Below are 26,239 nucleotides of genomic sequence, written 5' to 3' on the forward strand. Positions count from 1 at the left end.
GCGGGCCTGCCTCCACCACCGGGCGCACAAGCCGCGACCGGTCTGACGCACATGAACGAGCGCGAGGACGGCATGGACGACCTCGAACCGCATCCGCTCGGCGTCCTGGCGGCGTCGCTCGCACGGCTCCTTCTCGGCCTGGCGCCCTCGGTAGGAGGTGGAGGAGGGGATGGAAAGTTCCCGGGGTACAGGCTCGACCCCCAGGTGCGGGTGCGCATCGAGGAGCGCGGTCACCTGGGCCGGGTCGGGTCGAGCTGGGCCGCGAAAAAAGCCGAGGCCGTCCGCAGGACCTCGTTCGCCTGCTTGAGCTGGGCATTCTCCTTTCGCCGAGCGGCCGGCTCCGCACGCTCGGCGGTGGTGAGGATGTCGTCTCGCTCGCCGGTATCGGCCTCGTCCTGACGGATCGCGTTACGCACAGCCTCGTGGTGCACGCCGAGTTCCTCGGCCATGCGGCGGATCACAGGCTTCGGCTCGTCACCCAACCCCACATCTCGGGGGGGACCTCATCGGCCACCGAGTTCATTCGCTGGTTGGATCCTCACATGAGCGATCCATGGGGCGTTATCGCTCGACCCTACTTATCCCAGCACCCGCCCGAGGAAGCCGCGCAGGTAACCCGCGACGATGTCCAGGTGGCTCTCCAGCAGGAAGTGACCGCCGTTGATCAGGTGCACCTCCGCGTCCTTGGCGTCGCGGGCGAAGGCCCGCGCGCCCGCCGGGCCGAAGATTTCGTCGTTGCGGCCCCACACGGCGAGCACCGGGACCTCGCTGGTGCGTAGGAATTCGTGCAGCAGCGGGTAGAGCGGGCGGTTGTTCTGGTAGTCGCGGAACAGCGCCAGCTGGACCTCGTCGTTGCCCTCGCGGGAGACGAGAGCGAAGTCGTGCTCCCAGGTGTCCGGGCTGACCAGGCTCGGGTCGGGCACGCCGTGCAGGTACTGCCAGCGGATGGCGTCGACGCCCAGCGCGGCGCGGACGGCTGGTTCGGTGTCGGGGCCGGGGTTCGCCCCATAGGCCCACACATCGGTCCAGAACGACTCGACGAAACCGTCCTCGTAGCCGTTGCCGTTCTGGGTGACGAGGGCGGAGATTCGTTCGGGGTGCTGGAGCGCGAGGCGCCATCCGATGGGGGCTCCGTAGTCCTGGACGTAGAGGGCGTAGCGGTCCAGGCCCAGTTGGTCGAGCAGTCCGGAGGTGAGTTCGGTGAGGGCGTCGAAGGTGTAGGTGAACTCCCCTGCGAGGGGGGCGTCGGAGTGGCCGAAGCCGAGGTGGTCCGGCGCGATGACGTGGTAGTCGTCGGCCAGCAGCGGGATGAGTTCGCGGAACATGAACGAGCTGGTTGGGTAGCCGTGCAGCAGGACGATCACGGGGGCGTCGGCGGGGCCGGCTTCGCGGTAGAAGATCTCATAGCCGTCGACAGTGGCGGTCCGGTGGTGCACCGAGTTCATATCCAACCCCTTTGAAATGCGTACTCTGGTTATGGACGCGCAGCAGGACCTGCTCAACAGCAGGCCACTGGTCAACGGTCTGGAACTGCTCGAACCCGGCATCGTTCCCCTCACGCGGCGGCGTCCCGACCCCGCGGACGCGGGCCGCACCCGCGACATCGACGAATTCTGCGCGGTAACCGGCAAGCCGTGACCTCGCGGGGGCCTTGCCCTGAGCCGCGTCACATCACGGCGTCGGTCTGCAGTGGGCCCGCGGTGACACGGAGCGTCCGGATGCGCACCGGCTCTTCCTGTTCGAGGTAGAAGATGTGCATGAAGGGGGCGCGCACCACCCGCTCCGGTTCGCTCTTCTTGGCCATGACCGCCTCACCGCGCAGCAGACGGACGCCTTCGCCCGCGGTCCAGAACTCCAGGACCTCATGGCTGATGACCAGCGGCGCGTCGATCTTGACGAAGAACTCCTTGATGGCCTCGACGCCGTGGATGTGCGCGGCGCCGAAGTACATGTCGGTGTTGTCGGTCAGGGGCGCGAATCCCTTGCCGAACTCCAGGGTGTCGATGGCGTCCATGAACTTCAGGACCCAGCCGGGGACGGCTGTCGCTTGTGCGGTGTGAGCCATGGTGTGGACTTCCTGATCGGACTGCGGCGCACGACCCTTACCAGCCGCGCCTTCCCCACCCCTGCCGATCTGAAGCCCGCCGTCCGGCGGGGACGTCAAAAGGCCATCGCTGCGACGAGGGAAGAGAACAAGACGGCCACCACTACAAGTAGCTAGTGCTCTGACCGGGAAGGTTGACCGGGCCCTGTTGCTGCCCAGGCGGCGGCGACCAGGGGGCGGTGGAGATCGGTGCGCCGGATGCATGCGCCGATGGTGAGTTCGCCTGGGCTGGACGGGGCCGGGGCGACGTGGAGCCGGTGCCGGATGCTGCAGTGCTGCAGCACGAGGTCAGGGATGATGCCGGTGCCGTAGCCGAGAGCGACCAGGGTGAGCAGGGCTTCGTGTCCGTCGGCTTCTGCGGCTATGCGGGGTGTGATGCCGAGGCGGCGGAACCACCGGTTGGCGATGTCTCGGACCAGGCCCTGTCTGGGGAGTACGAACGGCTCGTCGGGATCAGGAAGCTGCGCGTTTGGTCGTGGGGGGTCGGCCCGGACGAGGACGAGGGGGGTGCGGGCGACGGTGCGGGCGAGGAGGGTAGCCGGAACCCGGGAGGGGAGGGCCGCGACGGCGAGGTCGGCCTCGCCTTCGTCGAGGAGCGCGAGGGCGGCTGCGGCGTCACCGGTCCGCACCGAGATCTGCACCCGGGGATGGGCGTGTCGCAGAGGTGCGAGCAGGTCGGGCAGCAGACTCTGGCAGGCCGTGACCGAGGCGAACACCCTTAACTGACCGCCGAGTTGGCCCTCGGTGAAGTCGTTGTCGGTGTAACGGTTCCACAGCTCCAGGGCCTCGGCCGCGTAGCGGCGGAAGCGGTGGCCGTGCTCGGTCAGCGCGACGCCGTGCGGGCCGCGGTCCAGGAGCCGGTGCCCGGCAAAGGTCTCCAGCCGCTGCACGGTCCGGGACAACGTAGCGGGACTGACGTGGCAGTCGGCCGCGGTTCGGGTGAAGCTCAGCGTGGAGGCGAGATGGAGGAAGAGCCGGTACTGGTCGTGGTCCTGCATCTTTCACCTTCCGGAACGCCATGCTGCGGATGTTGCTGTTGCCGGTGGACCTGCCCGGACCCTACAAACGGGTCATGCCACGAAGCGACAGCACCCGCCCACGCCCCGCATGGTTCTTCCGCGAGTACGAGCCCGTCGGCATCGACCTGGGCAGCCCGGCTGCCGTGGCCGCCTACGACCGCAACCAGGGCACCGACCCGGACGCCGACGACGCGCTCCTTGACCGCCTCGGCGTCGACACGGGCAGCCGCCTGGTCGATCTGGCCTGCGGCACCGGCTCGCTGGTGATCCAGGCAGCACGACGCGGGGCCGAGGCCCACGGCGTCGACGTCTCGCAGGAGATGCTCGCCTTCGCCCAGGCCCAGGCGAAACGGGCCGGCGCCAGCGCACACTGGCACCGCGCCGGCTTCCTGGACTACGCCCACCACGCGGGACCCGCGGACGTGGTGACCACCAAGTCGGCCCTGCACCAACTGCCGGACTTCTGGAAGCAGCAGGCACTCCTCAACGCGGCCGGCATGCTGCGGCCGGGCGGCACCTTCTACCTGTGGGACGTCATCTTCAGCTTCGAGCCCGCCGACGCCGCAGAGCATCTGCAGCAGTGGATCGACACCGCAGGACACCCCGAGGGCCGGGGCTTTACCCGGGCGGACTTCGAGGCGCACGTCCGGGAGGAGTTCTCCACATACGCCTGGGTCCTGGAAGGCATGCTGGAGCGGGCCGGCTTCAACATCGTCTCGCGTACGTCCCGCACGCCGACGCACGGCGAGATCCTCTGCCACCGCCGATAGCTGCTTCGCTTCCGGCCTTGTCCAACAGACGTCCGCCCCAGCGGATGCCTTTTTCGCTGCGGATGCGGGCGCGTTCGCGGCGTTGGGCGGCCAGCACGGTGGGGTGGCGGGCGTCGGCGTTGCGCCAGCGCAGGTACGCGTGCAGGGCGCGGTGTGGTTGCGGTGGTTGGAGTTGGCGATGGTGAACTGCCGCAACGGCCCGAAGTGCGCCTCGATCGGGTTGGCCCAGGACGCGTAGGTCGGGGTGAAGCACAGCTCGACCCGGTTCTTCTTCGCCCAGCGCCTGATGGTGCCGCCTTTGTGGGCGAACAACGGCCTACGCTCAGGCGCCGCGGGCTTTCTCCTCAAGGAGACGCCGCCGACCGAGGTCCTCTCCGCCGTCGGCGTCGTCGCCACGGGCGAGGCACTGCTGGCTCCCTCGGTGACCCGCCGCCTGATCGCGGAGTTCCCCCGCCGTCCGGAGCCTGCGAGGCCGCCAGCCGCTCGCTCGACGGCGTCACCGACCGGGAGTTGGAGGTGCTCGGCCTGATCGCGCGGGGTTTGTCCAACACCGAGATCGCGGAGCACCTTCATTTGAGCCTGGCCACGGTCAAGACCCATATCGGGCGCTTGCCCGCCAAGCTGCGTGCGCGCGACCGTGCCCAGCTCGTGATCGTCGCCTACGAGACCGGGTTCGCGGGTGACGGGCGGCGTGGAGTGTGGGGTTCGTAGGACGGGCGGCCCTCATGTGAGACCCAAGACGGTCGCCCAAGTTCTCGTACCTGCGTTGGCCGGAGCATTCTGCGGGGGAGTCGCGCCAAGGCTCCCCACCGCCGACACGCACCTCATTTGTCCTATGGGGTCGGATTCTTGCCGGGGGATGCCTGGCACTGCCTTGCGGTGCTGTTTTCCCTGTTCAGAAGCGCGCGGCGAGCCACTTGATCCGGCGCATGCCGCCCTGTATCGAGCCGTCCGCTCACGCATCGCTCACGCGCTGCCGACTGCTGAGCAGCGCGTGGGTCAGATCTGGCCGAGGTCGATCTCGACCGGGAAGGGGGCCGCTACCTTGAGGACGCCGGTGAACACATGCCCCTCCCGGTAGGTCTTCGTCGCGGGGTCGAGAACGTAGGTGTACACGAGAGGAACGCCTGTCGCGGCCTGCTCGATCCGCCAGTAGAAGCCGATGCCTGCCTTGGCGTACTGGTCGACCTTCACGATTCGGTCGGTGGTCTCCGAGCCTGGCGACACCACCTCCGCGACCAGCAGCACGTGCTCAGGACGGGTGGGGGTGATGTCGATCGTGTCCGCGCGGTACACGACGACGTCAGGACGGCGATTGGTGAGCAGGATGTCCTGAAGCCGGACGTCGAAGCCCGTGTCGGCGTTCCACTCCGGGCCCGCGGCATCCAGGCGTTCGCCAGAATACGGGCCAGCCGGTTGTGCCGCTTGGACGCGCTCGGCTCACGACGACCATCCCGTCCACGATCTCGATGCCAGCGCACTGCTCCTCGGACCAGGAGTCGTACTCCTGCGCCGTGATCTGCTCATGCATCCACGCCGGTGCCACCATCTCGGCCGTCATGAAGCACCTCCCGGACACTGTGCCGCGGGCCCGATCCCGATGGGTTCAGCGTACTGTCGGCCATCCGTCCGGCAGGCTGATCCCGCTCACGCCCGCTTCCCGCCGGTCGGTATCCAACCAGCGAGCCCACGACAAGTGAGGACCGACGACGGACTCGTCACCAGTGGATCGCAACAGACCAGCGGCACCACCGACCTGCTGGCCACACCGGTGAGCGCCGCGCGCCAGGGGACGAGAACGGGGAGACGGCTTCCCGTCCGGCCACAGCCGTAGGAATGGTGTCGTCGGCGTACTGGTGGCCATGCAGGCCGACGGTATGACCACGTGGATCGGACGGTTCGCGACGCTACCGTCCCTGCGCTGTTCAGCCGGCTGAGGGTATGAGGCGGTAGAGGGCAGCGCCGTGGGTTGGGAGGTCGATGTTGAGGCAGCGGCCGTCGTGCGGGACGTCGGCGTGAGTCCAGAGTTCGCGTACCTGGTCGTCCGGGCGAGCACCGACGGAACCGAGAGGGACAGTGACGCGCTCAGGGCTGTCGGACAGGGAGAACACGGCAGCGTAGCGGGTGCGTCCGTCGGTGTCGCCGGCTGTCCACAGGACGAGGTCACGCTCTCGGAGGACCTCCCGGTTGTCCCTGCTGTGCCAGAGCACCTCGAGTGCCTCGTCGTTGGTGAGCAGCTCGATCGTCTCCTTCGGGCTCGTGGGCAGGTCGCCGCCCATCATCAGTGGGGAGCGGGAGACCAGCCACAGTGTCAGCAGGCTGACCTGCTCCGGATAGGTGAGAGCGCAGAGCCGGTCCTCTCCCCGCTCGGCCCGGATGCCGATGTGACCGAGGGGCAGCATGTCGGCGTCCGCCCAGCCGCGCTCACTCTGCCAAGGAGCCCAGCGGGCCATCCGGGCGAACTGTGTCTCGACGTCCTCCCACCGGTCCCACAGGTCGTCGCAGATCCGCCACATGACGGCGTGCTCCCGCAAGTGGTCGAGACGGGCGAGGGAAACGTCGGTGCCGGGGGACAGGCTCAGCTCGATGGGCCGGCCGGTGCGGGCGATGGCCTGGGCGTAGGCGGCGATCTCCCGCTCGTGGTAGGGGAAGAGCATGTCGTCGGCCTTGATGAAGTCGACGCCCCACTCGGCGAACTGGGCGACCTGGGCGTCGTAGTACGCCTGGGCGCCCGGGTGGTCGTGGTTCAGGCCGTAGTTGTCGGTGTTCCAGGGGCAGAGCGAGTCGGTGTCAGCGATCTCGTCGGCCGTGAAGCCGGTTCCCGCGACGGGCAGCCTGGCCGCGACGGCGCGGCGGGGGATGCCGCGCATCATGTGCAGGCCGAAGCGCAGACCGAGGTCGTGCACGCGCTGGGCCAGCGGCGCGAAGCCCGCTCCCGCAGCGGAGGGGAACCGGTTCGGGGCTGGGAGCTGGCGGCCATAGGCGTCCATGACCACCGGCGCGTCCGGGTTGTAGCCGTGAGCGCGGGCCGTCGGCTCGTACCACTGGCCGTCCACGACGACGGTGTCCCAGCCGTGCGCAAGCAGGTGGTCCCGCATGAACTGTGCGTTGGCGAGCACCTCGTCCTCGGTGACGGTGGTGCCGTAGCAGTCCCAGCTGTTCCACCCCATCGGGGGACGCGCCCGGTGTGCGGGGATCGGACGAGGCTGTCGGTTCATCGCTGTTCCCTTTCGGCGTATGTGTGCGGTGCAGAACGGTGAAGGAGCAGGGCGGGAGATCGCAGACCGGGCCGGTCACCCGGTCCTCGGCCGGGGAGGCGGGGACAGAAAGCCTCTGCCCTCGTCGTCGGGGTTGCGTCGGACCACCTCGATGGTGATGTCCTTGGCGAGCGGCTCATGGCGTGCGGCAGGACCCCCATGTCGGGGAGCAGCCCGTCGGCGCGGTAGCAGCGGATGCGCCGCCCGTCCACGCCGACGCGCAGGTCGTACCCGGCGGCCGGTCTCGAGGGGCCTGCTCGCGTCGGTGATGTCGTGCTGGATGCCGTCGTCCACGCACTGCAATCGTTTGGGCCGGTTCTTCCAGCCGCCGACGGTCCACTGGTACCAGTCGCCGGAGGAGGTTCCCGCGAAGCCGAGGACGAATCCCTGCGCTCCGGCCGGTTTCCTGGCCCGGACGGCGAAGACGTACGGCGGCCCGTCCACCGCCTCCCGAGCGACAGCCTGACGCCGGTGCCGCCGGCCGTCTGCCGGACGAGGCGCTCGCCGTCGGGCTCCCAGGCACCCGACTTGGCGTGCCAGGCGGTGAAGCCGGCGGCTTCGGCGCTTCGGTGACCGTGGTCTGGCAGAGCCGTGCCGACGTCGATCATCGTCTGCGCGGCGGCGTCGGATCTCCTGGTCGTCATGGCGGTTCTCAGCTCGTGCGGGCCAGGGGAGCCTCGACGGTGACGAACGAGTGCGGCGGAATCGTCAGCACAAGCCCCTGGCCGGTTGCCTTCACGCCGTTGAACGGGCGCGGGGCCACAGCCTCTGGCATGTGGGGGTTGTTGTGGACCTGGAGCCGGTCCGCGGTCAGCAGCCGGGCGGTCGGCTCCCCGACGGTGCCGCCGCGCAGGTCGAGCGTCACCTCGGCGGGCTTCTGCGCGTCCAGGTTGGTCAGCGAGACGAGGACCGTTCCGTCTTTGACGCTGGCCGAGGCGGACAGGGTGTCCAGTTCCTCGTTTCCCACGCTGCGCCGGGTGTTGAGCGTACGCAGGTGGACATCGAGCGAGGCGGCGTCCTGGTGCCCCTTGTTCATCTCGAAGACGTGGTAGGTGGGGGTCAGAACGAGCGTGTCGCCGTCGGTGAGGACCATCGCCTGCAGGACGTTGACGGTCTGGGCGATGTTGGCCATGTACAGGCGGGCGGCGTGCCGGTGGAAGATGTCGAAGTGCGTGCTCGCCACCAGGGCGTCCCGCAAGGTGTTCTGCTGGAACAGGAAGCCCGGGTTCGTGTCCGGCTCCACGTCCCACCAGGTGCCCCACTCGTCCAGGACCAGGCCGACGCTCCGGCCGGGGTCGTAGATGTCCATGACCGTGGAGTGGCCGGCGAGGATGCGGTCGATCTTCCGCGCGGACAGCATCGTCCGGTAGTAGTCGTCCGTGTCGAAGTCGGTGGCGCTGCCCTTGGCATCCCGGGGACCGGCCATCGTGTAGTGGTGGACGGAGATCCCCTGGAAGAAGGTGCGGGGGGTGGCCTCGCAGCCGAAGCAGCTGATCTGCTGCATCAGCGTCTCGGTCCACTTGTAGTCGTCACCGTTCGCGCCGGAGGCGATGCGGTAGAGCTTGTTGTCGCCGTGGTCGCGGCAGTACGTGGCGTACTGCCGGGCCAGGTCGGCGGAGTACTCGGCGCGCATGTTGCCGCCGCAGCCCCAGGTCTCGTTGCCGATGCCCCAGTACTTCACGCGCCAGGGCTCGTGGCGGCCGTTGGCCTTGCGCAGTCGCACCATGGGGCTGTCGCCGTCCCGGGTGAGGTACTCGACCCACTCGCTCATCTCCTGCACGGTGCCGGAGCCGACGTTGCCGCTGATGTACGGTTCGGCGCCGAGGAGTTCGCACAGGGCCATGAACTCGTGGGTGCCGAAGTGGTTGTTCTCCTCGACGTTGCCCCAGTGGGTGTTGACCATGCGGGGGCGCTGCTCGCGCGGGCCGATGCCGTCCTTCCAGTGGTACTCGTCGGCGAAACAGCCGCCGGGCCAGCGCAGGTTGGGGATGTTCAGGGCGCGCAGGGCCTCGACGACGTCGAGGCGGATGCCGCCCACATGGGGGATCGGTGAGTCCTCGCCCACCCAGAAGCCGCCGTATACGCAGCGGCCGAGGTGCTCGGCGAAGTGACCGTAGAGGTGTCGGCTGATCTTCGGACCCTCGATGTCGAGGTTGATGACCGCGGTGGCAGTGGCAGTGGACACGGGTGGTACTCCAACATGGGTGGTTTGGATCGTTGAGAAGGCTGGGCGCGGTGTGTTCTGTGTGACGGACCACGGTGATGGATGTGCTGCGCGCTCTCGCCGACGCCCACCTGCGAGTCCGAGGCAGGGTCGAGGTGATCGGCTTCGGCGATGTCGAGGAGAGTCGGTGCTGGTGCCCGCCTCGGCTCGCTCCACGGTCAGGCGCGCACCAGACGACCGGGGTAGCGCACGGTGGTGACACCCAGTTCCCGGACCGGTTCCAGGACGTCCTGGCGCAGACCGTCGGTGCCGGCCCGCGGGTGGCCGGGCTCGTAGAGGCCGGTGTAGACGCAGCGGCCCAGGTGCTCGACGAACGACCCGTACAGCCGGGGGTGGACGGCACCGACACCGAAGGCCGAGTCGAGGGAGAAGCGTGCGACCGGGGTGTCTCCAGGAACGGACATGACTGCCTTTCACACGGACGCCGAACAAGGGAGTCGCAGTGGGTCAGCGGAGAACGAGCGCGCACACGACGGAGGGTGCGCGGGTGGCTGGGGCGGCCTGCTCGAGGGCTCCCGAACCGAGGACGCGCAGGGCCGCCAACGTGCCGCTGTGCTGGTTGGCGACCAGCAGATGACCGGCCGCGTAGGTCAGGCCGCGGGGCCACGTGCCACCGCTCGCCGTCTCGCCGATGGGCTCCGGGGCGGTGCCGGTGACCCGGAACCCGGCCACGGTGTCGGCTCCGCGGTTGGTCAGCCAGACGAAGCGACCGCAGGGGGAGACGACGATGCCGCCGGGCTGGTTGACGACGTCCCGGGCCGCGGTGGCGGGCACGGTGGCGACAGCCGTCAGGGTGCCCTGCGCGGCGTCGTACCGGTGACAGGTGAGGGTCGAGGACAGTTCGTCCGCGCTGAAGACCAGTTCCCCGTCGGGAGAGAAGGCGAGGTGGCGCGGGCCGGAGCCGGCACGCAGGTGGCTCACCGCCGTCTGTTCGAGACGTCCGGTGCGGGTGTCGAGCCGGTAGGTGAAGACGGCGTCCGCGCCGAGATCGGTGGCGAGGACGTAACGCCCCGCCGGGTCGACGAGCACCTGGTGGGCGTGGCTGCTCTCCTGCCGTCCGGCGACCGGGCCCGCCCCTTCATGGACGGCGACATCGGTCAGCTCCACCGGGCGTCCGTCCGCGTCGAGGCGGACCACGCCGACACTGCCGCGCACCGTGTCACTGCCGTAGTTGGCGGTCAGCAGCCAGCCTCCGTCCGGGTGGACGGTGAGATGGCAGGGGTTTGCGCCGCCGCTGTCGACCGGGGCGCCCAGCGGGGTCAGGACACCGTCGGGGCGCAGCCTGGTGACGGCACTGACGGTTCCCGGACCGGTCTCGTTCGTGCTGTAGACGGCATCGAGGACCGGGTGCCCGGCGAGGAAGGATGCGCCGCTGACCGGCACGGGCGGCACCCCGCCGTCGTACGACAGTCCGCCGGTAGCCGGATCGAGCCGCAGGGCGGCGACTCCGGTGCCGTCACCCCCGCTGTCCGGGGTATAGGAGCCGGCGAGGACGAGGGGACGGTCGTCGGAGCTACGGCTGGGCATGAGTGGTCCTTGGGTGGATGCGGGGAGGCCGTCGGGGCGGTCAGCGGACGTTGTCGTCGTGGTGGTCGAGGAGCCGCAGTTCGGAGCGCCGGGGCAGGCCCTCCCAGTCACCGGCGGTGCTGACCGCGAAGGCGCCGAGCAGGGCTGCCGTCCTCAGCCGCCGCTCAGGCGGCTCGCCCGCGAGGAGTTCGGCGAGGTAGCCGGCGGCGAAGGCGTCGCCCGCGCCGACGGAGTCGTGCACCTGGACGGGGATGGCGGGCTGCCGGTACGAGCGGCCGTCGATGAGCGCGTACGCGCCCTCGGCGCCCCGCTTGATCACGGCGGAGGCGGGGCCGAAGTGGCAGATGCCTTCCGCGAGTCGGCCCGGGTCTTTGGCGCCGTCCACCGTGAGCTCCGCCTCGTGCTGTCCGGCGAAGACCAGGTCGCAGCGGCGCAGCAGCGGGATCAGGGCGGCACGGGCCTCTGCCTCGCTCCACAGCAGGGAGCGGAAGTTGATGTCCAGGGACACGGTCACCCCGGCGTCGGCGGCGATGTCCACGGCCCGCGCGACGGCCCGGGCGGGGCCGTCACCCAGCGCGGGTGTGATACCGGTGACGTGCAGGACGGCCGCCCCGGCGACGACGTCCTCGGGGATGTCCTCAGGGACCAGCCGCGAACCGGCGGAGTGGGTGCGGTAGTAGTACGTGCGGTTGTGGCCGGTGGTGCGTCGCTCCTTCAGCAGCAGTGAGGTGGGGGCGGGGTCGCGTACGGGGAGCGTGGTGACCCCTTCGGCGCGCAGTTCGCGCAGGATGAGGTCGCCGAGCGCGTCGTCGCTGACACGGCCGATCCAGGTGGCGCTGCCGCCGAGCCGGCTGACTCCGACGGCGACGTTGGACTCCGCTCCGGCCAGTCCCAGGCGCACATCCGCCCCCAGGGAGAGGGGGCCCGGCCGGGACGCGGACAGCGCCGCCAGGGTCTCGCCCACCGTGACGAGATAGGGCTCCTTGTGCCGCCTGCTCACCGGTCGGCCCCCTCGGCCTCGGGATGGGGGAGCCGCACGGTGTCGCCGACCGCGTCGAGCAGGTCGCGCGCCCTCGTGGTGAGGGACTCCAGTGCCCCGGCGCTCGGGTCCCGGTCCGCCCCGCGCAGCAGCGGGGACCCGATTCCCACGGCGCACGCTCCCGCGGCGACGTACTCACCGGCGTGGGCGACGTCGACGCCGCCCACGGCCAGCAGCGGGATCTCCGGCAAAGGAGCGCGGAGTTGACGCACATGTCCGGGACCGCCGGTCGAGGCCGGGAACAGCTTGACGGCGGCGGCACCGGCCCGCCAGGCGGCGTGAACCTCGGTCGGCGTCCACGCGCCCGGATAGCACGGCACACCGCTCTTCGCCGCGCCGCGTATGACGTCGGCGTCGACGATGGGCGCCACCAGGAAGTCGGCACCCGCCGCCAGCGCGTCCCGGGCCTGGCCACAGCTCATGACCGTGCCCGCGCCCACCGCGACCTCGGGCCCGAGGTCGTCTCTGATCCAGGCCAGGGTGTCGAGCGCGCCGCGGGTCGTGAGGGTGACCTCCAGGCAGGTGATGCCGCCGGCCGCGAGCGCGCGGGCAACGGCGGGCAGGCCCGAGGCGTCGACCGACCGGAGGATGGCCATGACCCTGGTCCGGCCGAGCTGCGGGGTGAGGGCCGGGCGTTCCATCACCCCACCTCGCGAGTCGTGTCGGTGCCCTGGACGTCGGTCATGATCGTCTTGCCTTTCAGGTCTCACGAGAAAAACTGACGTTGAATCAGTTTCCTTGTGGGTCATTTGAGTCCGGAGGTGGAAATCCCGGAGATGAAGCCGCGTTGCATGATCAGGAACAGGGCCAGCACGGGGACGACGTACATCACGGCGCCCGCCGCGACGAGGTTGGGCATCGGCAGGCCGTGTGCGTTGACGTAGCCGGTGGCGAGCTTGACCGCGAGGGTGGTGTGCGCGTCGTCCAGCAGCAGCGCGGGGCCGATGTAGTCGCCCCATGACCAACTGAAGGACAGGATCAGGCTGGTGGCGATCACTGGCCACGACTGCGGCAGGAAGATCCGCAGGAAGATCCGGAAGGTACCGCAGCCGTCGATGATCGCGGCCTCCTCCAGTTCCTTCGGCATGTTGCTGAAGAACTGCCGGAACAGGAAGATCAGATACGGTGCGCCGCACAGGCCCCACAGTACCCACGGCATGTAGGTGTTCAGCAGGTGGAGCTTGGCGAACATCAGGTAGGTCGGGATGAGGGTGATGATCCCCGGCAGCATCATCGTCGACATCAGGACGGCGAAGATGGCCCGCTTGCCCGGGGCGGTCAGCCGGGCGAAGCCGAATCCGGCCCAGGCCGAGGCGAGGGTGACCAGCACGGCGTAGACGCCGGAGATCGTCAGGGAGTTGCGGGCGTAGCCGAGGTAGTCGAACGTGGTCAGTGCCTGTCGGAAGTTGTCCAGGCTCGGGTGATGCGGCCACCAGTGGATGGGCATGACCCGTAGTTCCGAGGCATCCTTGAGTGCCGTGACCGCCAGCCAGCCGAAGGGGCTGAGGAAGAGGACGAGCAGCGCCACGAGGAGCATGTAGATCGCGTTGCGCCGGGCGAACACCATCACGCGTCTCCCATTCTGCGAGGCCTGTTCTTCTCCGGCTCCGCTTCCACGGAGTAGAACACGGCGCCCTTGCTCACCTTGAACAGCAGGAAGGTGACGACGATGATGATCGCGAAGAGCACCCACAGCATCGCTGAGGCGTAGCCGTAGCGTCCGTTGGCGAAGAACTGGGCGATGACGTTGATCATGTAGAAGTAGTTGCTCTGGGGCACGGACGTCACGCCCGCCGGGTTGGGGTTGAGCGCGATCAGCAGCGGCGCGAGGCTCTGCAGCGATCCGATGATCCCGGTGACGACCTGGAAGAAGATCACCGGCGAGAGCAGCGGCAGGGTGATCCGGGTGAAGGACTGCCAGGAACTGGCTCCGTCGACCCGCGCCGCCTCGAGAAGCTCCTTCGGGATGTCCTGGAGCCCGGCGAGCGAGACGATCATGACGTTGCCGACGCCCCACATCGTCAGGACGATCAGCACCCAGCGGGCGTAGGGGTCGACCAGCCAGGACACGCCGTTGACGTGGAGGAGGTCCAGGAGTCCGTTGGCCGACCCCGAGTCCCGGTCGAAGATCAGCTTGAAGGTGAGCGCCGCGCCGACCGGCGGCACGACCGCGGGCAGGTACAGCAGCGTGCGGAACAGGCCCCGGGAGCGGATCGGCTGGTTGACCAGCACCGCCAGCAGCAGCCCGGCCACGATCGACAGCGGCAGGGTGATGCCGGTGAACAGCGCGGTCCGGCCGAGGGAGGCCAGGGTGTCCGGGTCGGAGAAGACCTCCTTGTAGTTCGTCAGACCGACGAAACGGGTACGGCTGGAGAGTCCGTCGGAGTTGGTGAAGCTCAGCCACAGCGCGTAGCCGAGCGGGTAGGCCGTCAGTGCCAGGAAGCCCAGCACCCACGGGCCGGTGAACGCGTAGAAGGCCCATGCCCTGCGCTGTCTGAGTGAGAACCGCCTGTGTGCCGGGCGGGCGGCCGCCCCCGAGGAGGGGGACGGCGCGACCCGGGCGGTGCCGCCGGTGACCTGATGGGTGCTCACCCCACCAGCTCCTTGCCCTTGGCGATCAGGTTGTTCATCTGCGAGTTGAGCGCGTCCGCGACCTTCCCGGCGGACCTGTCCGACCTGACCGCTCCCGGCAGCACCTTGTTGATCACCGCGTCCAGAGCGGTCACCTGCGTGTACGGGGTGACAGACATGACCTGGAGGTACGGCAGTTCCTTCTGCTGGACGGTGTAGGCCTGCTTCTGGTAGGGCTTGTCCTGCGGCATCATCGGGTGCAGTGACTTCAGGGTCGGGATGCCCCAGCCGCTGCCGGCCCGGTCCTTGGCCGGCTGGCCGCCGAAGTACCACTCGAAGAACTTCCAGGCGGCGTCCTTGTTCTTGGCCTCCTTGGGTATCCAGTAGCCCGTGGCACCGAAGCAGGGGCTGATGCGGTGGCTGCCCAGCTGCGGCGCGGGGGCCAACCGCGACACCTCGGCGATCTTCGCATCGCCGCCGATCATCCCGCCGAACCAGTAGCCGTCACTGGCCATCGCCATGCGGTTGGCCTGGTAGGTGGGCCAGTCCCAGCCGTCCGGGTTCGGGTTGACGGGGCTCGGGCCGATGTTGGCCTTGGCGTACTCCAGGTACCAGCGCAGTGCCTTCAACGCCTCGGGCGAGGAGAAGTCGACGGAGGCGAGATCGTCGGCGAACAGCCTGCCGCCGGCCGAGGCGGTCATGCCCATGAACATGGCGGTGTTGCCACCCCCGGCGTTCATCCCGTACACCTTCACCTTGCCGAGCCGGCGCTTGACCAGCCGCTTGCCCAGGTCCAGCCACTCGTCGTAGGGCAGCGGCTCGGTGCCGCCGGGCAGGTCCAGCTTCGCAGCCTCGAACATGTCGGCGCGGTACCAGAACATCGCGTCCTGTGAGTAGTCCTTCGCCATGCCGTAGCGCGGGCCCGCTCCCTGCGTCTTGCCGTCGTAGCGCCACAGGTCGTTGACCGGGTCCAGATCGGAGACCTTGAGCGCCGCGCTCTTCGCGAAGTAGGGGTCCAGATCGGCCATCAGCCCGCGGGCGGCGAAGTACGGCGTGTCCGTCGCCCCGCTGCCGCGCACCACGTCCGGCGGGTTCTTGCTGGCCAGCATCGCGTTGAGCTTGGTCTGGTCGAAGCCGAGGTAGCTGATCTTCACGCCCAGCGCCTGCTCGGCGGCAGCGATGGTCTTCTTGTCCATCTCGCTGTCGACGGACATGACGGTGAGCGTCGTGCGGCCGCCTCCACCGGAACCGCCTTTCCCGGAACCGCCTCCCTCGTCGACGGAGGCGGCACATGCGGACAGTGCGGACGCGCCGAGTGCGGCACCGGCGGAGAGGGCGAGGAATCGGCGTCTGTCGAGGGACGTCGTGGGCAGCTTGGACATGGGTGCAAACCCTTTCCTATAGGGCGTATGGGACGTGCGGGCGGCATGCGGGCGGCATGCGGGCGGCATGTGGGCGGCATGCGGGCGCCTGAAGGAAGCAGGGAAGCTGAGAGGAGGGAGCGCCGGACTCGCTCAGCGATTCACCGACTCCCCCGGGCAGGGATTTCATCTGCGTTCGGGGATGCCGGCGCGGTCGTGACGAAGTCGCGGTTGCGACGGTGGTCACGTGCGCGGTGCGCCATTCGGGATGCTTCCTCACGCGCCTTACGTGTCGTCAATTTTCAGCCAGCGACAACGAGAGGGGTGAGTTGACCGGTTTCTTTGGTTTTGCTCAGATATACCGCTTATTTCCACTTGAGGAAACCGGTTGACTTGAGCTGGCGTGAACGTTAAGTTGCGGCGCCAGAAGGTGTCAAGGGGTCGGAACACGCCATCGCCGGATACTCCGAGCGCCCCTGGCGCACATCGGAAAGGGGGAGGCCCACATGCCGGAACAGCCCGTGAGAGCCAGGCTGGTGGATGTGGCGGAGAAAGCCGGAGTGTCCAAGGCCACCGTGTCCAAGGTGCTCAACGGCAGGCAGGATCTGTCCGTCCGTCCGGAGACCCGGCGCCGCGTCCACGAGGCCGCTGAGGCGCTGGGCTACCGCCCCCACTCCGGGGCCCGGGCCCTGGCCGGTGCCAGCACGCACGCCCTGGCCCTGCTTGTCCCCGCTCTGGGCAACCCCACGTACGTCACCATCGCTCGCGGCGCCTATCAGCGTGCCCGCGAACTGGGCTATCTCTCCCTGCTCGCGGAGGACTTCGACGGGCAGGAAGCCGACGAAACTTTCAACGACCTGGTGCAGGAGGGCCGGGTCGACGGACTGCTCATCGCCTCCGCGCGCCCCGGACATCCGCTGCTGGACGCTCTGAGCCGCAGCCCGGTGCCCCATGTCTTCCTCAACCGCGCCGTGGAGGGTTCCGGCCGGAACGTCACCATGGACGTGGCCCGCTCCAGCGTCACCGCCCTCGACCACCTGCACTCCCTCGGTCACCGCGCGGTCGGACACATCGCGGGCCCGCCGGGCATCACCCCCGGTGAGGTCCGCAGGGAGGCGTTCCTGCGGCGCGCCGAGGAACTCGGGCTGTCCGCCGCCCCTGTCGCGTCCGGTGACTTCACCGAGGAGGGAGGTGTGTCCGCGGCACTGGAACTGCTCCGTCCGGCCGACGGCGCAACGCGTCCGCCGGTCACCGCGCTCTACACCAGCTCCCTCGCCCAGGCCATCGGCGCCATGGCGGCGGTCCGCGACCTCGGCCTGCGTATCCCCGAGGACGTCTCCGTGGTCGGCAACGACGACCTGCCGGTCGCCGGCCACCTCTCCCCGCCGCTGACCACGGTGGCGATGCCCCTGTACGAACTGGGCACCGCGGCCGTGGACGCCCTGGTGGGAGCCATCGAGGGGGCGCCACTCGGAGACATCGTCATACCCACCGAACCGCGTCTGATGCTGCGTGGTTCGACAGCAAGACCAGGAGGTTCCCCATGAGTTGGGCCGACCTCACCCGCTTCGAAGGCCGTACGGCCCTGCTCACCGCGGCCGCCTCCGGCATCGGCGAGGCCACCGCCCACCGCCTGGCCGCCGAAGGCGCGTCGGTCCTCGTCACCGACGTGGACGCCGAGGGCGCCCGCCGGGTGGCCGAGGAGATCCGCGCCGAGGGAGGCCGGGCCCTGCACCGTCGGCTCGACGTCACCTCGGCCGACGCGTGGACCGAGACCGTCGAGGCGGTGACGTCCTGGACAGGCCACCTCGACATCGTGCACCTCAACGCCGGCCGGAACCTGTACGGGCCGGCGCACGAGCTGGACGACGCCACCTGGCACGACCAGCTGCGTCTCTGCCTCGACTCGGTCCTCTACGGCGTCCGGGCCACGCTCCCCCTGCTCCGGGCCGCCCATGGCGCGGTGGTCGTCACCTCCTCCATCCACGCGGCCCTCGGGTTCAGGGGCTTCCCCGCATACGCGGCGGCCAAGGGCGGCATCGACGCCCTGGTGCGCCAACTCGCCGTCGAGTACGGGGGGCAAGTCAGGTTCAACTCCATCCTTCCAGGAGCCGTGGTCACGCCCCTGTGGGGACAGGTCGACCCTGAGTACCGGGCCCGGACTTCCGCGCGCACGCCGGTCGGCCGGCTCGGCACCCCCGAGGACATCGCGGCCGCCGTGGCCTTCTTCGCCTCCGACGACGCCTCGTTCATCACCGGCCAGAACCTGCTCGTGGACGGCGGCCGCAGCATCAGTTCCCAGGAGTAGCACGAGGTACCCGGGCAGCCACGTGGACCGCCCGCGAACCTCGTACCTTCAGCGCCCCTGGCCCGTACTCCCACACCGCCCCTCCCTCGCACCAACCGGCCCTCGGGCCGCGCACCAGGACCCGGAGGTCCCCACCGTGAAGATCACTGGATACGAACTCTTCCTCGTCGAACCGCGCTGGCTCTTCCTGCGGGTCGACACCGACGAGGGCATCTCCGGCTGGGGAGAGCCCATCGTCGAGGGCAAGGCGCACACCGTCGCCAAGTGCGTCGAGGAGATGTTCGACTACCTCGTGGGGCAGGACCCCGCCCGCATCGAGGAGCACTGGCAGACGCTCGCCAAGGGCGGCTTCTACCGCGGCGGCGTCGTACTGAACAGTGCCCTCGCAGGCATCGACCAGGCCCTGTGGGACATCGCGGGCAAGGCCCACGGCGTGCCGGTGTACCAGCTGCTCGGCGGCCATGTGCGTGACCGGGTACGCGTCTACGGCTGGGTCGGCGGGAAGACGCTCGACGATCTGGCCGAGTCGGCGGCCGCACAGGTCGCCAAGGGCATGACCGCGGTCAAACTCAACCCCTGCGGACAGCTGGAGCCACTCGCCACGGCCGGCGCGATCAACGCCATCGTGGAGACCACCAGAACGGTCCGGGAGGCCATCGGCCCGGACCGCGACGTGGCACTGGACTTCCACGGCCGCTTCAGCGGAGCGATGTCCCGGCGCGTCCTGCCGTTGCTGGAACCGCTGCTGCCGATGTTCGTGGAGGAGCCGGTGCTGCCCGAGTTCACCCAGGACCTCGGTGCCGTCGCACGCTCCACCTCGATCCCCATCGCGACCGGTGAACGGCTCTACTCCCGCTGGGACTTCCGCTCCGTGCTGTCGGACGGCATCGCCGTGGCACAGCCGGACATCAGTCACGCCGGCGGCATCTCCGAGAGCCGGCGCATCGCGTCGATGGCGGAGGCGTACGACGTCCTGGTGGCGCCGCACTGCCCGCTCGGCCCGATCGCGCTGGCCGCCAGCCTGCAACTCGACTTCGCCATACCCAACTTCCTCATCCAGGAACAGGCCCTCGGCATCGGCTACGGCGACAGCAGCGGACTGCTGGACTACCTCGTGGACCCGGAGACCTTCGCGTTCCGCGACGGCTACATCGAGCGCCCGACCGCACCGGGTCTGGGCATCACCATCGACGAGGACGCGGTCCGCACCGCCGCCGAACGCGGCCACCACTGGCGCAACCCCCTGTGGCGCAACGCGGACGGCTCGCTGGCCTCCTGGTAGCGGCCCCTGACTTCGCTCTGTACAGCAGCAGCCGACGCCTCCCCGGCCCCTTTCCGAACCGACGACAGGAGAGCCCGTGTCTCGTACCGACCCCGCCGAAGAACGCCTGAAGCGGCTGCGCCAACGGCTGGGTGGCCTGGCGTACGGCGGCGACTACAACCCCGAGCAGTGGCCGGCCGCCACCTGGCGGGAGGACGTCCGCCTGATGCGCGAGGCAGGCGTGAACCTCGTCACCGTCGGCGTGTTCTCCTGGGGCCTGCTGGAGCCACGGCCCGGTGTCTTCGACTTCGGGTGGCTGGACGAGGTGATGGACCTGCTGGCCGAAGCAGGCGTGGGCGTCGACCTGGCCACGCCCACCGCCGCACCGCCCTCCTGGCTCGCCCACGAACATCCCGAGACGCTGCCCGTGGACGGCGACGGCCGCAGAATCGCCTTCGGCGCCCGCTGCCACTACTGCCAGTCCTCACCGGTCTTCCGGCACTACGCGGCGCGCATCACCGACCGACTCGCCGAGCGCTACGCCGGCCATCCCGCACTGGCCATGTGGCACATCGGCAACGAGTACATCGGCTTCGGCTGCCACTGCCCCGTCTCCGTGGCGCACTTCCGCCGCTGGCTCGCCGACCGCTACGGCACGATCGACGCCCTCAACGACGCCTGGGGCACGGCCTTCTGGGGCCAGCGCTACGACTCCTTCGACCACGTCGGCACCCCCGCCGCCCGCTCCCGGCTGATCTCCGGCCCCAACCCCGGCCAACTGCTGGACTTCTTCCGCTTCTCCGACGCCGCGGCACTGGAGTGCTGCACCGCCGAACGCGACATCATCCGCCGCCACACTCCCGACCTGCCGGTCTCCACCAACTTCATGGGCTCCTTCAAGTACCTGGACTACTGGCGGTGGGCAGCGGAGGAGGACATCGTCTCCCTCGACATCTACGCGCGCCCTGAGGATCCCGAAGGCCAGCTCCTCGCCGCGTACAACTTCGACCTCATGCGCTCGCTGCGCGGCGGCCGGCCATGGCTGATGCTGGAGTCCGCCACCGGCAGAAACCTCGCAGGCAACCGCAACCACTCCCGGCCGGAAGGCCAGTTGCGGGTGCGCTCGCTGCAGGCGGTGGCCCGGGGCGCGGATTCGGTGATGTTCTTCCAGTGGCGGGCCTCCCGGGCCGGCGCCGAACGCTTCCACTCGGCCATGGTCCCGCACGGCGGCACCCGCACCCGCACCTGGCGCGAGGTGGCCGACCTGGGCCGGGACGTGGCGCGGCTGGCGGACCTTGCGGGCGGCGCCTGCGACGCGGCCGAGGTGGCCGTGGTGTGGGACTGGGAGAACTGGTGGGCGCTGGAGGGGCCCGACCACCCCTCCAGCGACCTGCACTTCACCGACCGCCTGATCGACCACTACCGCCCGCTGTGGAACGCCAACGTCCCCGTCGACTTCGTCCGCCCGCACACCGACCTCAGCCCCTACCGCCTGGTGGTCGTCCCCAACCTCTACCTGGTCGATGACGCCGCCACCGCCAACATCACCGCGTACGTGCGCGCGGGCGGTCACCTGCTCATGTCGTACTTCTCAGGCATCGTCGACGAGTACGACCGGGTACGGCCCGGCGGCCACCCCGGCGCTTTCCGCGACCTGCTGGGCATCGACATCGACGACTTCAACCCGCTGCAGACCGACCGGGCCCACGGGCTGCACCACGCCGGACACACCGGCACCGCGACCGACTGGCAGGACGTGATCGACCTTGCCGGTGCCGAGGCGCTGGCTGCCTACACCGACGGGGAACTGAAGGGGCGGCCCGCGGCCACCCGGCACCGCTTCGGCACCGGCACCGCCACCTACCTCGGCACGTCACCCGACCGGGAGACCATGCGCCGCCTCGTCCTGGACTGCTGCACCGGTGCCGGGGTCACGCCTGTCCTGGACACCCCCGATGGCGTCGAAGCCGTCCGCCGCCGCGCCGCCGACGGCTCCGACCACCTCTTCCTGCTCAACCACACCACCGACGAGGTGACCATCGATCTCGGGACCGGAGTGATCCAGCCCGAGGACCTGCTGGCAGGCGACCCCCCGTCGCCCGTCGCTGGTGGTGTGCGCCTGCCGCCGTTCGGTGGGGCGGTCCTCCGTCACGTTCCCCGAGCCCACCGTGAAAACCGATGAGACGGGGATGACGTTCCAGTTCCCCTCGCATACGGGTCAGCGCGAGGTCAGTCCGCGCCACGTCGGCCGCGCCCTGCTGCGCCTGGCCCTGCACAAGGGGAACCGACTGACTCCCGGTGCCGCCAAGGAGTTGCTGTTCGTCGGCTCGGTGAAGTGGCTGGAGAACTCCCCGTTCGACCGGCACGATCTCGCGGCGCTGCACCGGCACCGCGCAGCGCTCACGCCTGCTCGGCGGTGGTCGTCGCCTGGATGTTCAGCAACGGAACGCTGGCCGTCACCGACACCGGTTTGAACTTTGCTGAGTCCAGCCATGCCCAGGTCGGCAGGTTCACCTTCGTGGTGTCCTTGGGCGCGAGCTTCACGGTCGTCGACGGGACGCGGATTTCGGCGTACGCGAGCTGGGCCAGAATCTCCGGAGTGATGGCCTGAGGGATGTTCGCCGGCGACGGGTCGCCGTTGTCCACCCAGAAGATCGGTTTGGTGCAGTCGAGCGAGCTGGGGGCACCGACCTGGCTCTCCGGGATGTAGGAGTCCCACCAGTAGCCTTCGCCGGTCTTGTCCTTGTTGAAGTCCTTGTACGGCTCTCCGCCCTCGTAGTGCCTGCGCTGCTCGGCGTCCCACTCGTACCCCGTCGACCCGACTTCCCAGACTGAGTCTCATTGAGACAACGCCTGCGCGGGCTGCTCCTTCATGGGGCCGGCACCCCGCCCAGGAGTACGGCCACCACTATGTACACCGGGATAGCCAAGGCCACGGCCAACCCGGCAAGGCAGCCCCATATGATCAGTCGCATGCTGGTTCTCGCGTAGTGATCGCTCTTCGGCACGTCCCTATCCAACAGTGAGAGACACCGGATGTGGACTCCGCGTGGACTCCAGTGGCACGCATGTGGCACGACCTCGAACACGACGAAGGGCCAGCCTGGGAGGAAAGCCTCCTGAGCTGGCCCTTTTCCTGTGCCCCCGGCAGGATTCGAACCTGCGACACCCGCTTTAGGAGTTCGATCCGCGTCAGCTCCGGCTGCTGCTGGCGACTGGTGCGACGGCCGGACAGAGATGCTGGTGTACGCCCCCGTCCGGCGTCGTTGATGTCAGCTTTGGATGTCAGAGATCCGTCGCCAGGGAAGGATTACCTGTACTTGATCGGGCATCCAGAGCCTGTCTGCAGGCAGGGAGCAGCTGCTCTACGCTCGACGTGAGCCGCCGCTTGAGCGCCTCTGGGTCCGTGTAGTAGTTGAGCGCCTCGTTGAGCAGCACGACCCATTCAGACATTCCTATGTCGTCCGACAGCTGGCCATGGAGCTCGGTTGCGCGTTCGACGGCCTCCGTCACCTCCTGAGGTGGCATCTGTCGTGCTCCGGGCCGTGCGTTGTACCCCGTCTCGCTCACTACCACGGCCAATCCCATCAACGAGGCGTCCAGTTCCGCAGCTGTGGGGTTGGACAAGCTGAGGTGATAGAGGATGCTGGCCGCATGGTGATACTCAGCCTTCCGAGCCAGCGCCGCCGTGAATTCGAATGTAAGCGACGACACGCTCCCAGCACCGTCGGCGATATGAGGAGGCCCTTCGAGCTTTACCACCCAAAGCGCTGCGCTCAGATCATTCTTCGCCCTAATGAGTTCGTCCTCGGCGGCACTGAGGACTTGAGACGTCTCTAGTCGTCCCCGCGGTAGCGTCTCGGCGGCCTGTACGCAGCGCGTCATGGCTAGAAGGAAGCCTGCGTTCGCGTCACGTCGGATGCCACGTCGCCACTGCTGGTGAGCCGCGTCAGCCTCGGTACGAACAGCATCCAAGGCAGCTCTGTAAGTCGACTCCGCCTGAGCAATGCCGGCACGGCCAGTCTCCTCAGCTGCTCGCAGCGCGCCGCGCATCTGCCAACGGCCCACCAGGACAGCGGCTGGGACTCCGAGCGCTGCCACTGCTGCAGCCGACATGGCACCGATCCCCTCTAGGTCCATGCCCCGAGCATGCCGTAACGGCTGCCTCCTCCTACGGCAATCCCGTACACAGGAGCGCTGGACCGGGGCGGCCCTGTCTCAGTTCAGCCACAACTGATTTTCGGCGGCCGTGACCTGCGGCCGTCTTGTCGATTAACGCCCTGACCTGCTGCTGAGCTGTCGGCAGTTGTCGACGTTGGTCACCATTGAGCGCCCTTCCACGGCCCGAGGACGGCCCGGGAGGGCGCTCAGGCTTGAGAGCGTTACGGTGCCTGGGCAACCGCGAGATCTGACGGTTCCTACTGAGCGCCCTGAACCTCGATCAACAGACGGTGATCAGAAGTACACTGAGTGCCGCTAATGTGGGTTGGGAGGGGGCACACATATGTGGCACTGCGCTTGGACGGAGTCTGATGTCTGAGACGGCAGACTCTCAGCAGTCCCAAAGGAGTGCTGCTGGAACGACTGATCAGTCAGTAGCGGGGCAGGGCGATAGGAGCACATCAAATGATGCTGTTTCGCTGCCCATTTCAGGTGCTACGGCTAACGCAGTTCGCTCGCTGAGTACTCGAGAAGAAGCCCTCAGTAAAGTGATGCACTGGCTGTTCTTTGGTGTCATCTTTGCGGTAATGCCGATTCTTGCGGGAATGCTGATCAATGGAAGCCGTGGCAAAGGCCTCGGCTTCTGGGATCTCATCGGGCGCGGTGAATTGCTAATTGTGACGGCAGGGTTGGCTGCCGCGGCAGCCGGGCAGATTCTCACCAAGAGGACGCCACGGCGCAAGTTAATTGCCAACGTCCTGGCTTTCGGAAACATTGTGATCGCTTGTTTGACGTCAATCGTTTTCGCGAACATATCGTCCGGTCTTCAAGATAGCGATCAGATTGATCAACATGCCGTTGGGATTCAGTCCCTATGGTTCTTTGGCATTACGTTCATAACGGCTGGCAGCAGTGCTCTGATCGTTGAGCTGGAGGAGCTGTGACACTCGCTGGTGGGCTCCTCGACGTGTTGAGCATCGCATTCAGCTCAGGCGTTTCTCTTGCTACTTTCGTCACTGCCATTTTCTCCTGGAGGGCCGCCCGAAATCGGAACCCTAAAATCACCGTTCGGCGAGGAGATACGCAATTCACGCTCAATGCGGAAGAGGTTGACCCGGAAGTGCTGCAATCGCTTCTGCGGCAACTCGATGCAGAGGGGTCTAATGGTGAAAAGAAGACTGCGCGAGATGATTCTGCTGATATCCCATAGTGCGTAGTCGCGTGCGATAGGGTGATTCGATGTAGGTCGGCGGAGTCTTAATGACCGAGTCAAGCTGCTGTAGCGGCCCGTGTCCTTGCTGGTGGACTGATGGTGAAGGGGCGGTCGTCACGTAGCAGGGCCCAGAGGACGTCGACGCGGCGGCGGGCGAGGGCGATGACGGCGGGTATGTGCTTGTGCCCTTGGGCTCGTTTCTTGAGGTAGTAGCTCCGGTTGGGGCCGTCACGGATGATGCTGGTCTGCGCGGAGAGGTAGAACACTCTGCGCAGGCGGCGGCTGTAGCGCTGAGGCCGGCGGAGGTTGCCGGTGCGGCGTCCGGAGTCTTTGGCGACGGGGACCAGGCCGGCGGCGGAGGCGAGGTGACCGGCGTCGGGGAAGGAAGCCAGGTCGCCCGCGGCGACGAGGAACTCGGCGCCGAGGATGGGGCCGATCCCCGGCATCGACTCGATGACGGCGGCCTGCGGGTGGGTGCGGAAGGCGTCGCTGATCTGCCGGTCGAGTTGCTTGAGTCGTTCGTCCAGGGCCAGCACTTGCGCTGCGAGGTCTGCAGTGATGCCCGCGGCCGTGTCCTGGCCGGGCAGTTGGATGTGCTGGGCATGCGCGGCGGTGAGGGCGGTGGCGGCGACCGTTTCGGGGTGGCGCACGCCTCGTGCGGCGAGCCAGCGGGTAAGGCGGGCCTGGCCGCAGCGGCGCAGGGCGGCGGGGGTCTGGTAGCCGGTGAGCAGGACCAGGGCGCCCTTGTGGTCGGCGTAGTCGAAGGCCGCTTCGAGGGCAGGGCTGATGCCGGTGAGCACGTCGTGGAGGCGGTTGAGCAGACGGACCCGGTCGGCAATCAAGTCGGTGCGGTGGGTCGTGAGCAGAGCCAGGTCAGCGACCGGGTTCGTGGGCACCTCGACGGCGGCGAAGTCTCTCCGCAGACGGGCTGTTTCGGCGATGACGTAGGCGTCGCGGGCATCTGTCTTGGCCTCGCCCCTGTAGGCGCTGGCCATGCGGTTGACCGTTCGGCCCGGTACGTAGATGACTCGTTGGCCGTGGTCGGCGAGGAGGGCCAGCAACAGGGCGGGCGCCGTGCCGGTGAGGTCCACTGCCCAGCGGACCTCACCGGACAATGCAAGGACATCGCGCAGGCCGGCGAGGATGACGGCCTCGTCGTTGCTGACCTTCCGGCTCCAGATGGTGATTCCGGTCTCGTCGATGGCGACCCACCAGTGGTGGGCCTTGCTGGCATCGATACCGACCCATAAACAGGGCACCTGTGTGGTCATGTGCATCTCCTCGGCCTCGGACAGCGTGCCGTTCCGGTCCGAGGACACCCCGCCGTCAGCTCCGTAAACAGCGACCGAATCGCACATCTCAATCAGCGGCCCGGGCGTCCCGAAGAGCGGGGCGGCCACTCCACCGGAGCCACCGGGGGCAAG

General features: G+C 68.5%; 23 protein-coding genes and 5 pseudogenes. 9 read left to right on the forward strand and 19 right to left on the reverse strand.

The window, feature by feature from the left end; genetic code table 11:
• Positions 1 to 230 precede the first annotated feature (230 nt).
• Entirely contained in the window at positions 231 to 488 is a 258-nt protein-coding gene (locus ACFZDA_RS10360) for a transposase (protein ID WP_391077880.1), read from the reverse strand.
• Between the two features lie 90 nt (positions 489 to 578).
• Complete coding sequence (locus ACFZDA_RS10365; RefSeq protein WP_391077884.1) at positions 579 to 1,445, reverse strand: alpha/beta fold hydrolase; 867 nt, start codon at positions 1,443 to 1,445, stop codon at positions 579 to 581.
• Positions 1,446 to 1,461: 16 nt separating this feature from the next.
• Between ACFZDA_RS10365 and ACFZDA_RS10370 the strand changes: the two genes are divergently transcribed.
• Entirely contained in the window at positions 1,462 to 1,638 is a 177-nt protein-coding gene (locus tag ACFZDA_RS10370) for a hypothetical protein (RefSeq protein ID WP_391077887.1), read from the forward strand.
• 28 nt (positions 1,639 to 1,666) lie between these two features.
• Here the strand turns inward: ACFZDA_RS10370 and ACFZDA_RS10375 are convergent, their stop codons facing one another.
• Both ACFZDA_RS10375 and ilvY read right to left on the reverse strand, forming a co-directional pair.
• Positions 1,667 to 2,065 (reverse strand): nuclear transport factor 2 family protein, encoded by a 399-nt coding sequence (locus ACFZDA_RS10375; protein ID WP_391077890.1) that lies wholly within the window; start codon positions 2,063 to 2,065, stop codon positions 1,667 to 1,669.
• Between the two features lie 152 nt (positions 2,066 to 2,217).
• Entirely contained in the window at positions 2,218 to 3,102 is an 885-nt protein-coding gene (gene ilvY, locus ACFZDA_RS10380) for an HTH-type transcriptional activator IlvY (RefSeq protein ID WP_391077893.1), read from the reverse strand.
• Positions 3,103 to 3,176: 74 nt separating this feature from the next.
• Between ilvY and ACFZDA_RS10385 the strand changes: the two genes are divergently transcribed.
• Entirely contained in the window at positions 3,177 to 3,893 is a 717-nt protein-coding gene (locus ACFZDA_RS10385) for a methyltransferase domain-containing protein (RefSeq protein ID WP_391077895.1), read from the forward strand.
• A 25-nt stretch (positions 3,894 to 3,918) separates the two neighbouring features.
• Here the strand turns inward: ACFZDA_RS10385 and ACFZDA_RS10390 are convergent.
• Positions 3,919 to 4,199: pseudogene (locus ACFZDA_RS10390) on the reverse strand (transposase); the annotation flags it as partial.
• Positions 4,200 to 4,209: 10 nt separating this feature from the next.
• Here ACFZDA_RS10390 and ACFZDA_RS10395 point away from each other — a divergent pair.
• Positions 4,210 to 4,604, forward strand: a pseudogene (locus ACFZDA_RS10395) (DNA-binding response regulator); the annotation flags it as partial.
• Positions 4,605 to 4,892: 288 nt separating this feature from the next.
• Here ACFZDA_RS10395 and ACFZDA_RS10400 read toward each other — a convergent pair.
• The 11 genes and pseudogenes from ACFZDA_RS10400 to ACFZDA_RS10450 form a co-directional block, all read right to left on the reverse strand.
• Positions 4,893 to 5,454: pseudogene (locus tag ACFZDA_RS10400) on the reverse strand (Uma2 family endonuclease).
• 364 nt (positions 5,455 to 5,818) lie between these two features.
• Positions 5,819 to 7,111 (reverse strand): glycoside hydrolase family 27 protein, encoded by a 1,293-nt coding sequence (locus tag ACFZDA_RS10405; protein WP_391077898.1) that lies wholly within the window; start codon positions 7,109 to 7,111, stop codon positions 5,819 to 5,821.
• Positions 7,112 to 7,186: 75 nt separating this feature from the next.
• Positions 7,187 to 7,594, reverse strand: a complete 408-nt coding sequence (locus ACFZDA_RS10410) for a hypothetical protein (protein WP_391077900.1) — start codon at positions 7,592 to 7,594, stop codon at positions 7,187 to 7,189.
• 208 nt (positions 7,595 to 7,802) lie between these two features.
• Entirely contained in the window at positions 7,803 to 9,335 is a 1,533-nt protein-coding gene (locus ACFZDA_RS10415) for an alpha-L-arabinofuranosidase C-terminal domain-containing protein (RefSeq protein ID WP_391077903.1), read from the reverse strand.
• A 215-nt stretch (positions 9,336 to 9,550) separates the two neighbouring features.
• A pseudogene (locus ACFZDA_RS10420) lies at positions 9,551 to 9,778 on the reverse strand (alpha-L-arabinofuranosidase); the annotation flags it as partial.
• A gap of 43 nt (positions 9,779 to 9,821) precedes the next feature.
• Entirely contained in the window at positions 9,822 to 10,901 is a 1,080-nt protein-coding gene (locus ACFZDA_RS10425) for a beta-propeller fold lactonase family protein (protein ID WP_391077905.1), read from the reverse strand.
• 40 nt (positions 10,902 to 10,941) lie between these two features.
• Positions 10,942 to 11,901, reverse strand: coding sequence for a PfkB family carbohydrate kinase (locus ACFZDA_RS10430; protein WP_391077908.1), 960 nt, complete (start codon positions 11,899 to 11,901; stop codon positions 10,942 to 10,944).
• Positions 11,898 to 12,581, reverse strand: coding sequence for a bifunctional 4-hydroxy-2-oxoglutarate aldolase/2-dehydro-3-deoxy-phosphogluconate aldolase (locus tag ACFZDA_RS10435; RefSeq protein WP_391077912.1), 684 nt, complete (start codon positions 12,579 to 12,581; stop codon positions 11,898 to 11,900). The genes ACFZDA_RS10430 and ACFZDA_RS10435 overlap by 4 nt, the downstream gene beginning before the upstream one ends.
• 104 nt (positions 12,582 to 12,685) lie before the next feature.
• Complete coding sequence (locus ACFZDA_RS10440) at positions 12,686 to 13,507, reverse strand: ABC transporter permease subunit (protein WP_391077915.1); 822 nt, start codon at positions 13,505 to 13,507, stop codon at positions 12,686 to 12,688.
• The gene (locus ACFZDA_RS10445) at positions 13,507 to 14,532 is read right to left on the reverse strand and encodes an ABC transporter permease subunit (protein ID WP_391077918.1); all 1,026 of its coding nucleotides are present in this window, start codon (positions 14,530 to 14,532) and stop codon (positions 13,507 to 13,509) included. Before ACFZDA_RS10445 ends, ACFZDA_RS10440 begins: the two co-directional genes overlap by 1 nt.
• Positions 14,529 to 15,893 (reverse strand): extracellular solute-binding protein, encoded by a 1,365-nt coding sequence (locus ACFZDA_RS10450; RefSeq protein ID WP_391077921.1) that lies wholly within the window; start codon positions 15,891 to 15,893, stop codon positions 14,529 to 14,531. The genes ACFZDA_RS10445 and ACFZDA_RS10450 overlap by 4 nt, the downstream gene beginning before the upstream one ends.
• Positions 15,894 to 16,378: 485 nt before the next feature.
• On the opposite strand from ACFZDA_RS10450, the gene ACFZDA_RS10455 reads away from it, so the two are divergent.
• The 4 genes from ACFZDA_RS10455 to ACFZDA_RS10470 all read left to right on the forward strand — a co-directional run bounded on the left by ACFZDA_RS10455 (position 16,379) and on the right by ACFZDA_RS10470 (position 21,623).
• The gene (locus ACFZDA_RS10455) at positions 16,379 to 17,419 is read left to right on the forward strand and encodes a substrate-binding domain-containing protein (RefSeq protein WP_391077923.1); all 1,041 of its coding nucleotides are present in this window, start codon (positions 16,379 to 16,381) and stop codon (positions 17,417 to 17,419) included.
• Complete coding sequence (locus ACFZDA_RS10460) at positions 17,416 to 18,180, forward strand: SDR family oxidoreductase (RefSeq protein ID WP_391077925.1); 765 nt, start codon at positions 17,416 to 17,418, stop codon at positions 18,178 to 18,180. The genes ACFZDA_RS10455 and ACFZDA_RS10460 overlap by 4 nt, the downstream gene beginning before the upstream one ends.
• Before the next feature lie 136 nt (positions 18,181 to 18,316).
• Positions 18,317 to 19,462 (forward strand): galactonate dehydratase, encoded by a 1,146-nt coding sequence (gene dgoD, locus ACFZDA_RS10465; protein ID WP_391077928.1) that lies wholly within the window; start codon positions 18,317 to 18,319, stop codon positions 19,460 to 19,462.
• Positions 19,463 to 19,538: 76 nt separating this feature from the next.
• The gene (locus ACFZDA_RS10470; RefSeq protein ID WP_391077930.1) at positions 19,539 to 21,623 is read left to right on the forward strand and encodes a beta-galactosidase; all 2,085 of its coding nucleotides are present in this window, start codon (positions 19,539 to 19,541) and stop codon (positions 21,621 to 21,623) included.
• Between the two features lie 227 nt (positions 21,624 to 21,850).
• On the opposite strand, the pseudogene ACFZDA_RS10475 reads toward ACFZDA_RS10470, so the two are convergent.
• A pseudogene (locus ACFZDA_RS10475) lies at positions 21,851 to 22,279 on the reverse strand (hypothetical protein); the annotation flags it as partial.
• Between the two features lie 447 nt (positions 22,280 to 22,726).
• Entirely contained in the window at positions 22,727 to 23,581 is an 855-nt protein-coding gene (locus ACFZDA_RS10480; protein ID WP_391077932.1) for a hypothetical protein, read from the reverse strand.
• A 392-nt stretch (positions 23,582 to 23,973) separates the two neighbouring features.
• Here ACFZDA_RS10480 and ACFZDA_RS10485 point away from each other — a divergent pair, with 392 nt between their 5' ends.
• A complete protein-coding gene (locus ACFZDA_RS10485; RefSeq protein ID WP_391077934.1) occupies positions 23,974 to 24,546 on the forward strand; it encodes a hypothetical protein in 573 nt (190 codons plus the stop codon).
• Positions 24,543 to 24,812, forward strand: a complete 270-nt coding sequence (locus ACFZDA_RS10490; RefSeq protein WP_391077936.1) for a hypothetical protein — start codon at positions 24,543 to 24,545, stop codon at positions 24,810 to 24,812. The genes ACFZDA_RS10485 and ACFZDA_RS10490 overlap by 4 nt, the downstream gene beginning before the upstream one ends.
• Before the next feature lie 59 nt (positions 24,813 to 24,871).
• On the opposite strand, the gene ACFZDA_RS10495 is transcribed toward ACFZDA_RS10490, so the two are convergent.
• Positions 24,872 to 26,086, reverse strand: a complete 1,215-nt coding sequence (locus tag ACFZDA_RS10495) for an IS110 family transposase (protein WP_391077938.1) — start codon at positions 26,084 to 26,086, stop codon at positions 24,872 to 24,874.
• Positions 26,087 to 26,239 lie beyond the last annotated feature (153 nt).

The organism is Streptomyces sp. NPDC007991 (assembly GCF_042958445.1).
Classification (GTDB): Bacteria; Actinomycetota; Actinomycetes; order Streptomycetales; family Streptomycetaceae; genus Streptomyces.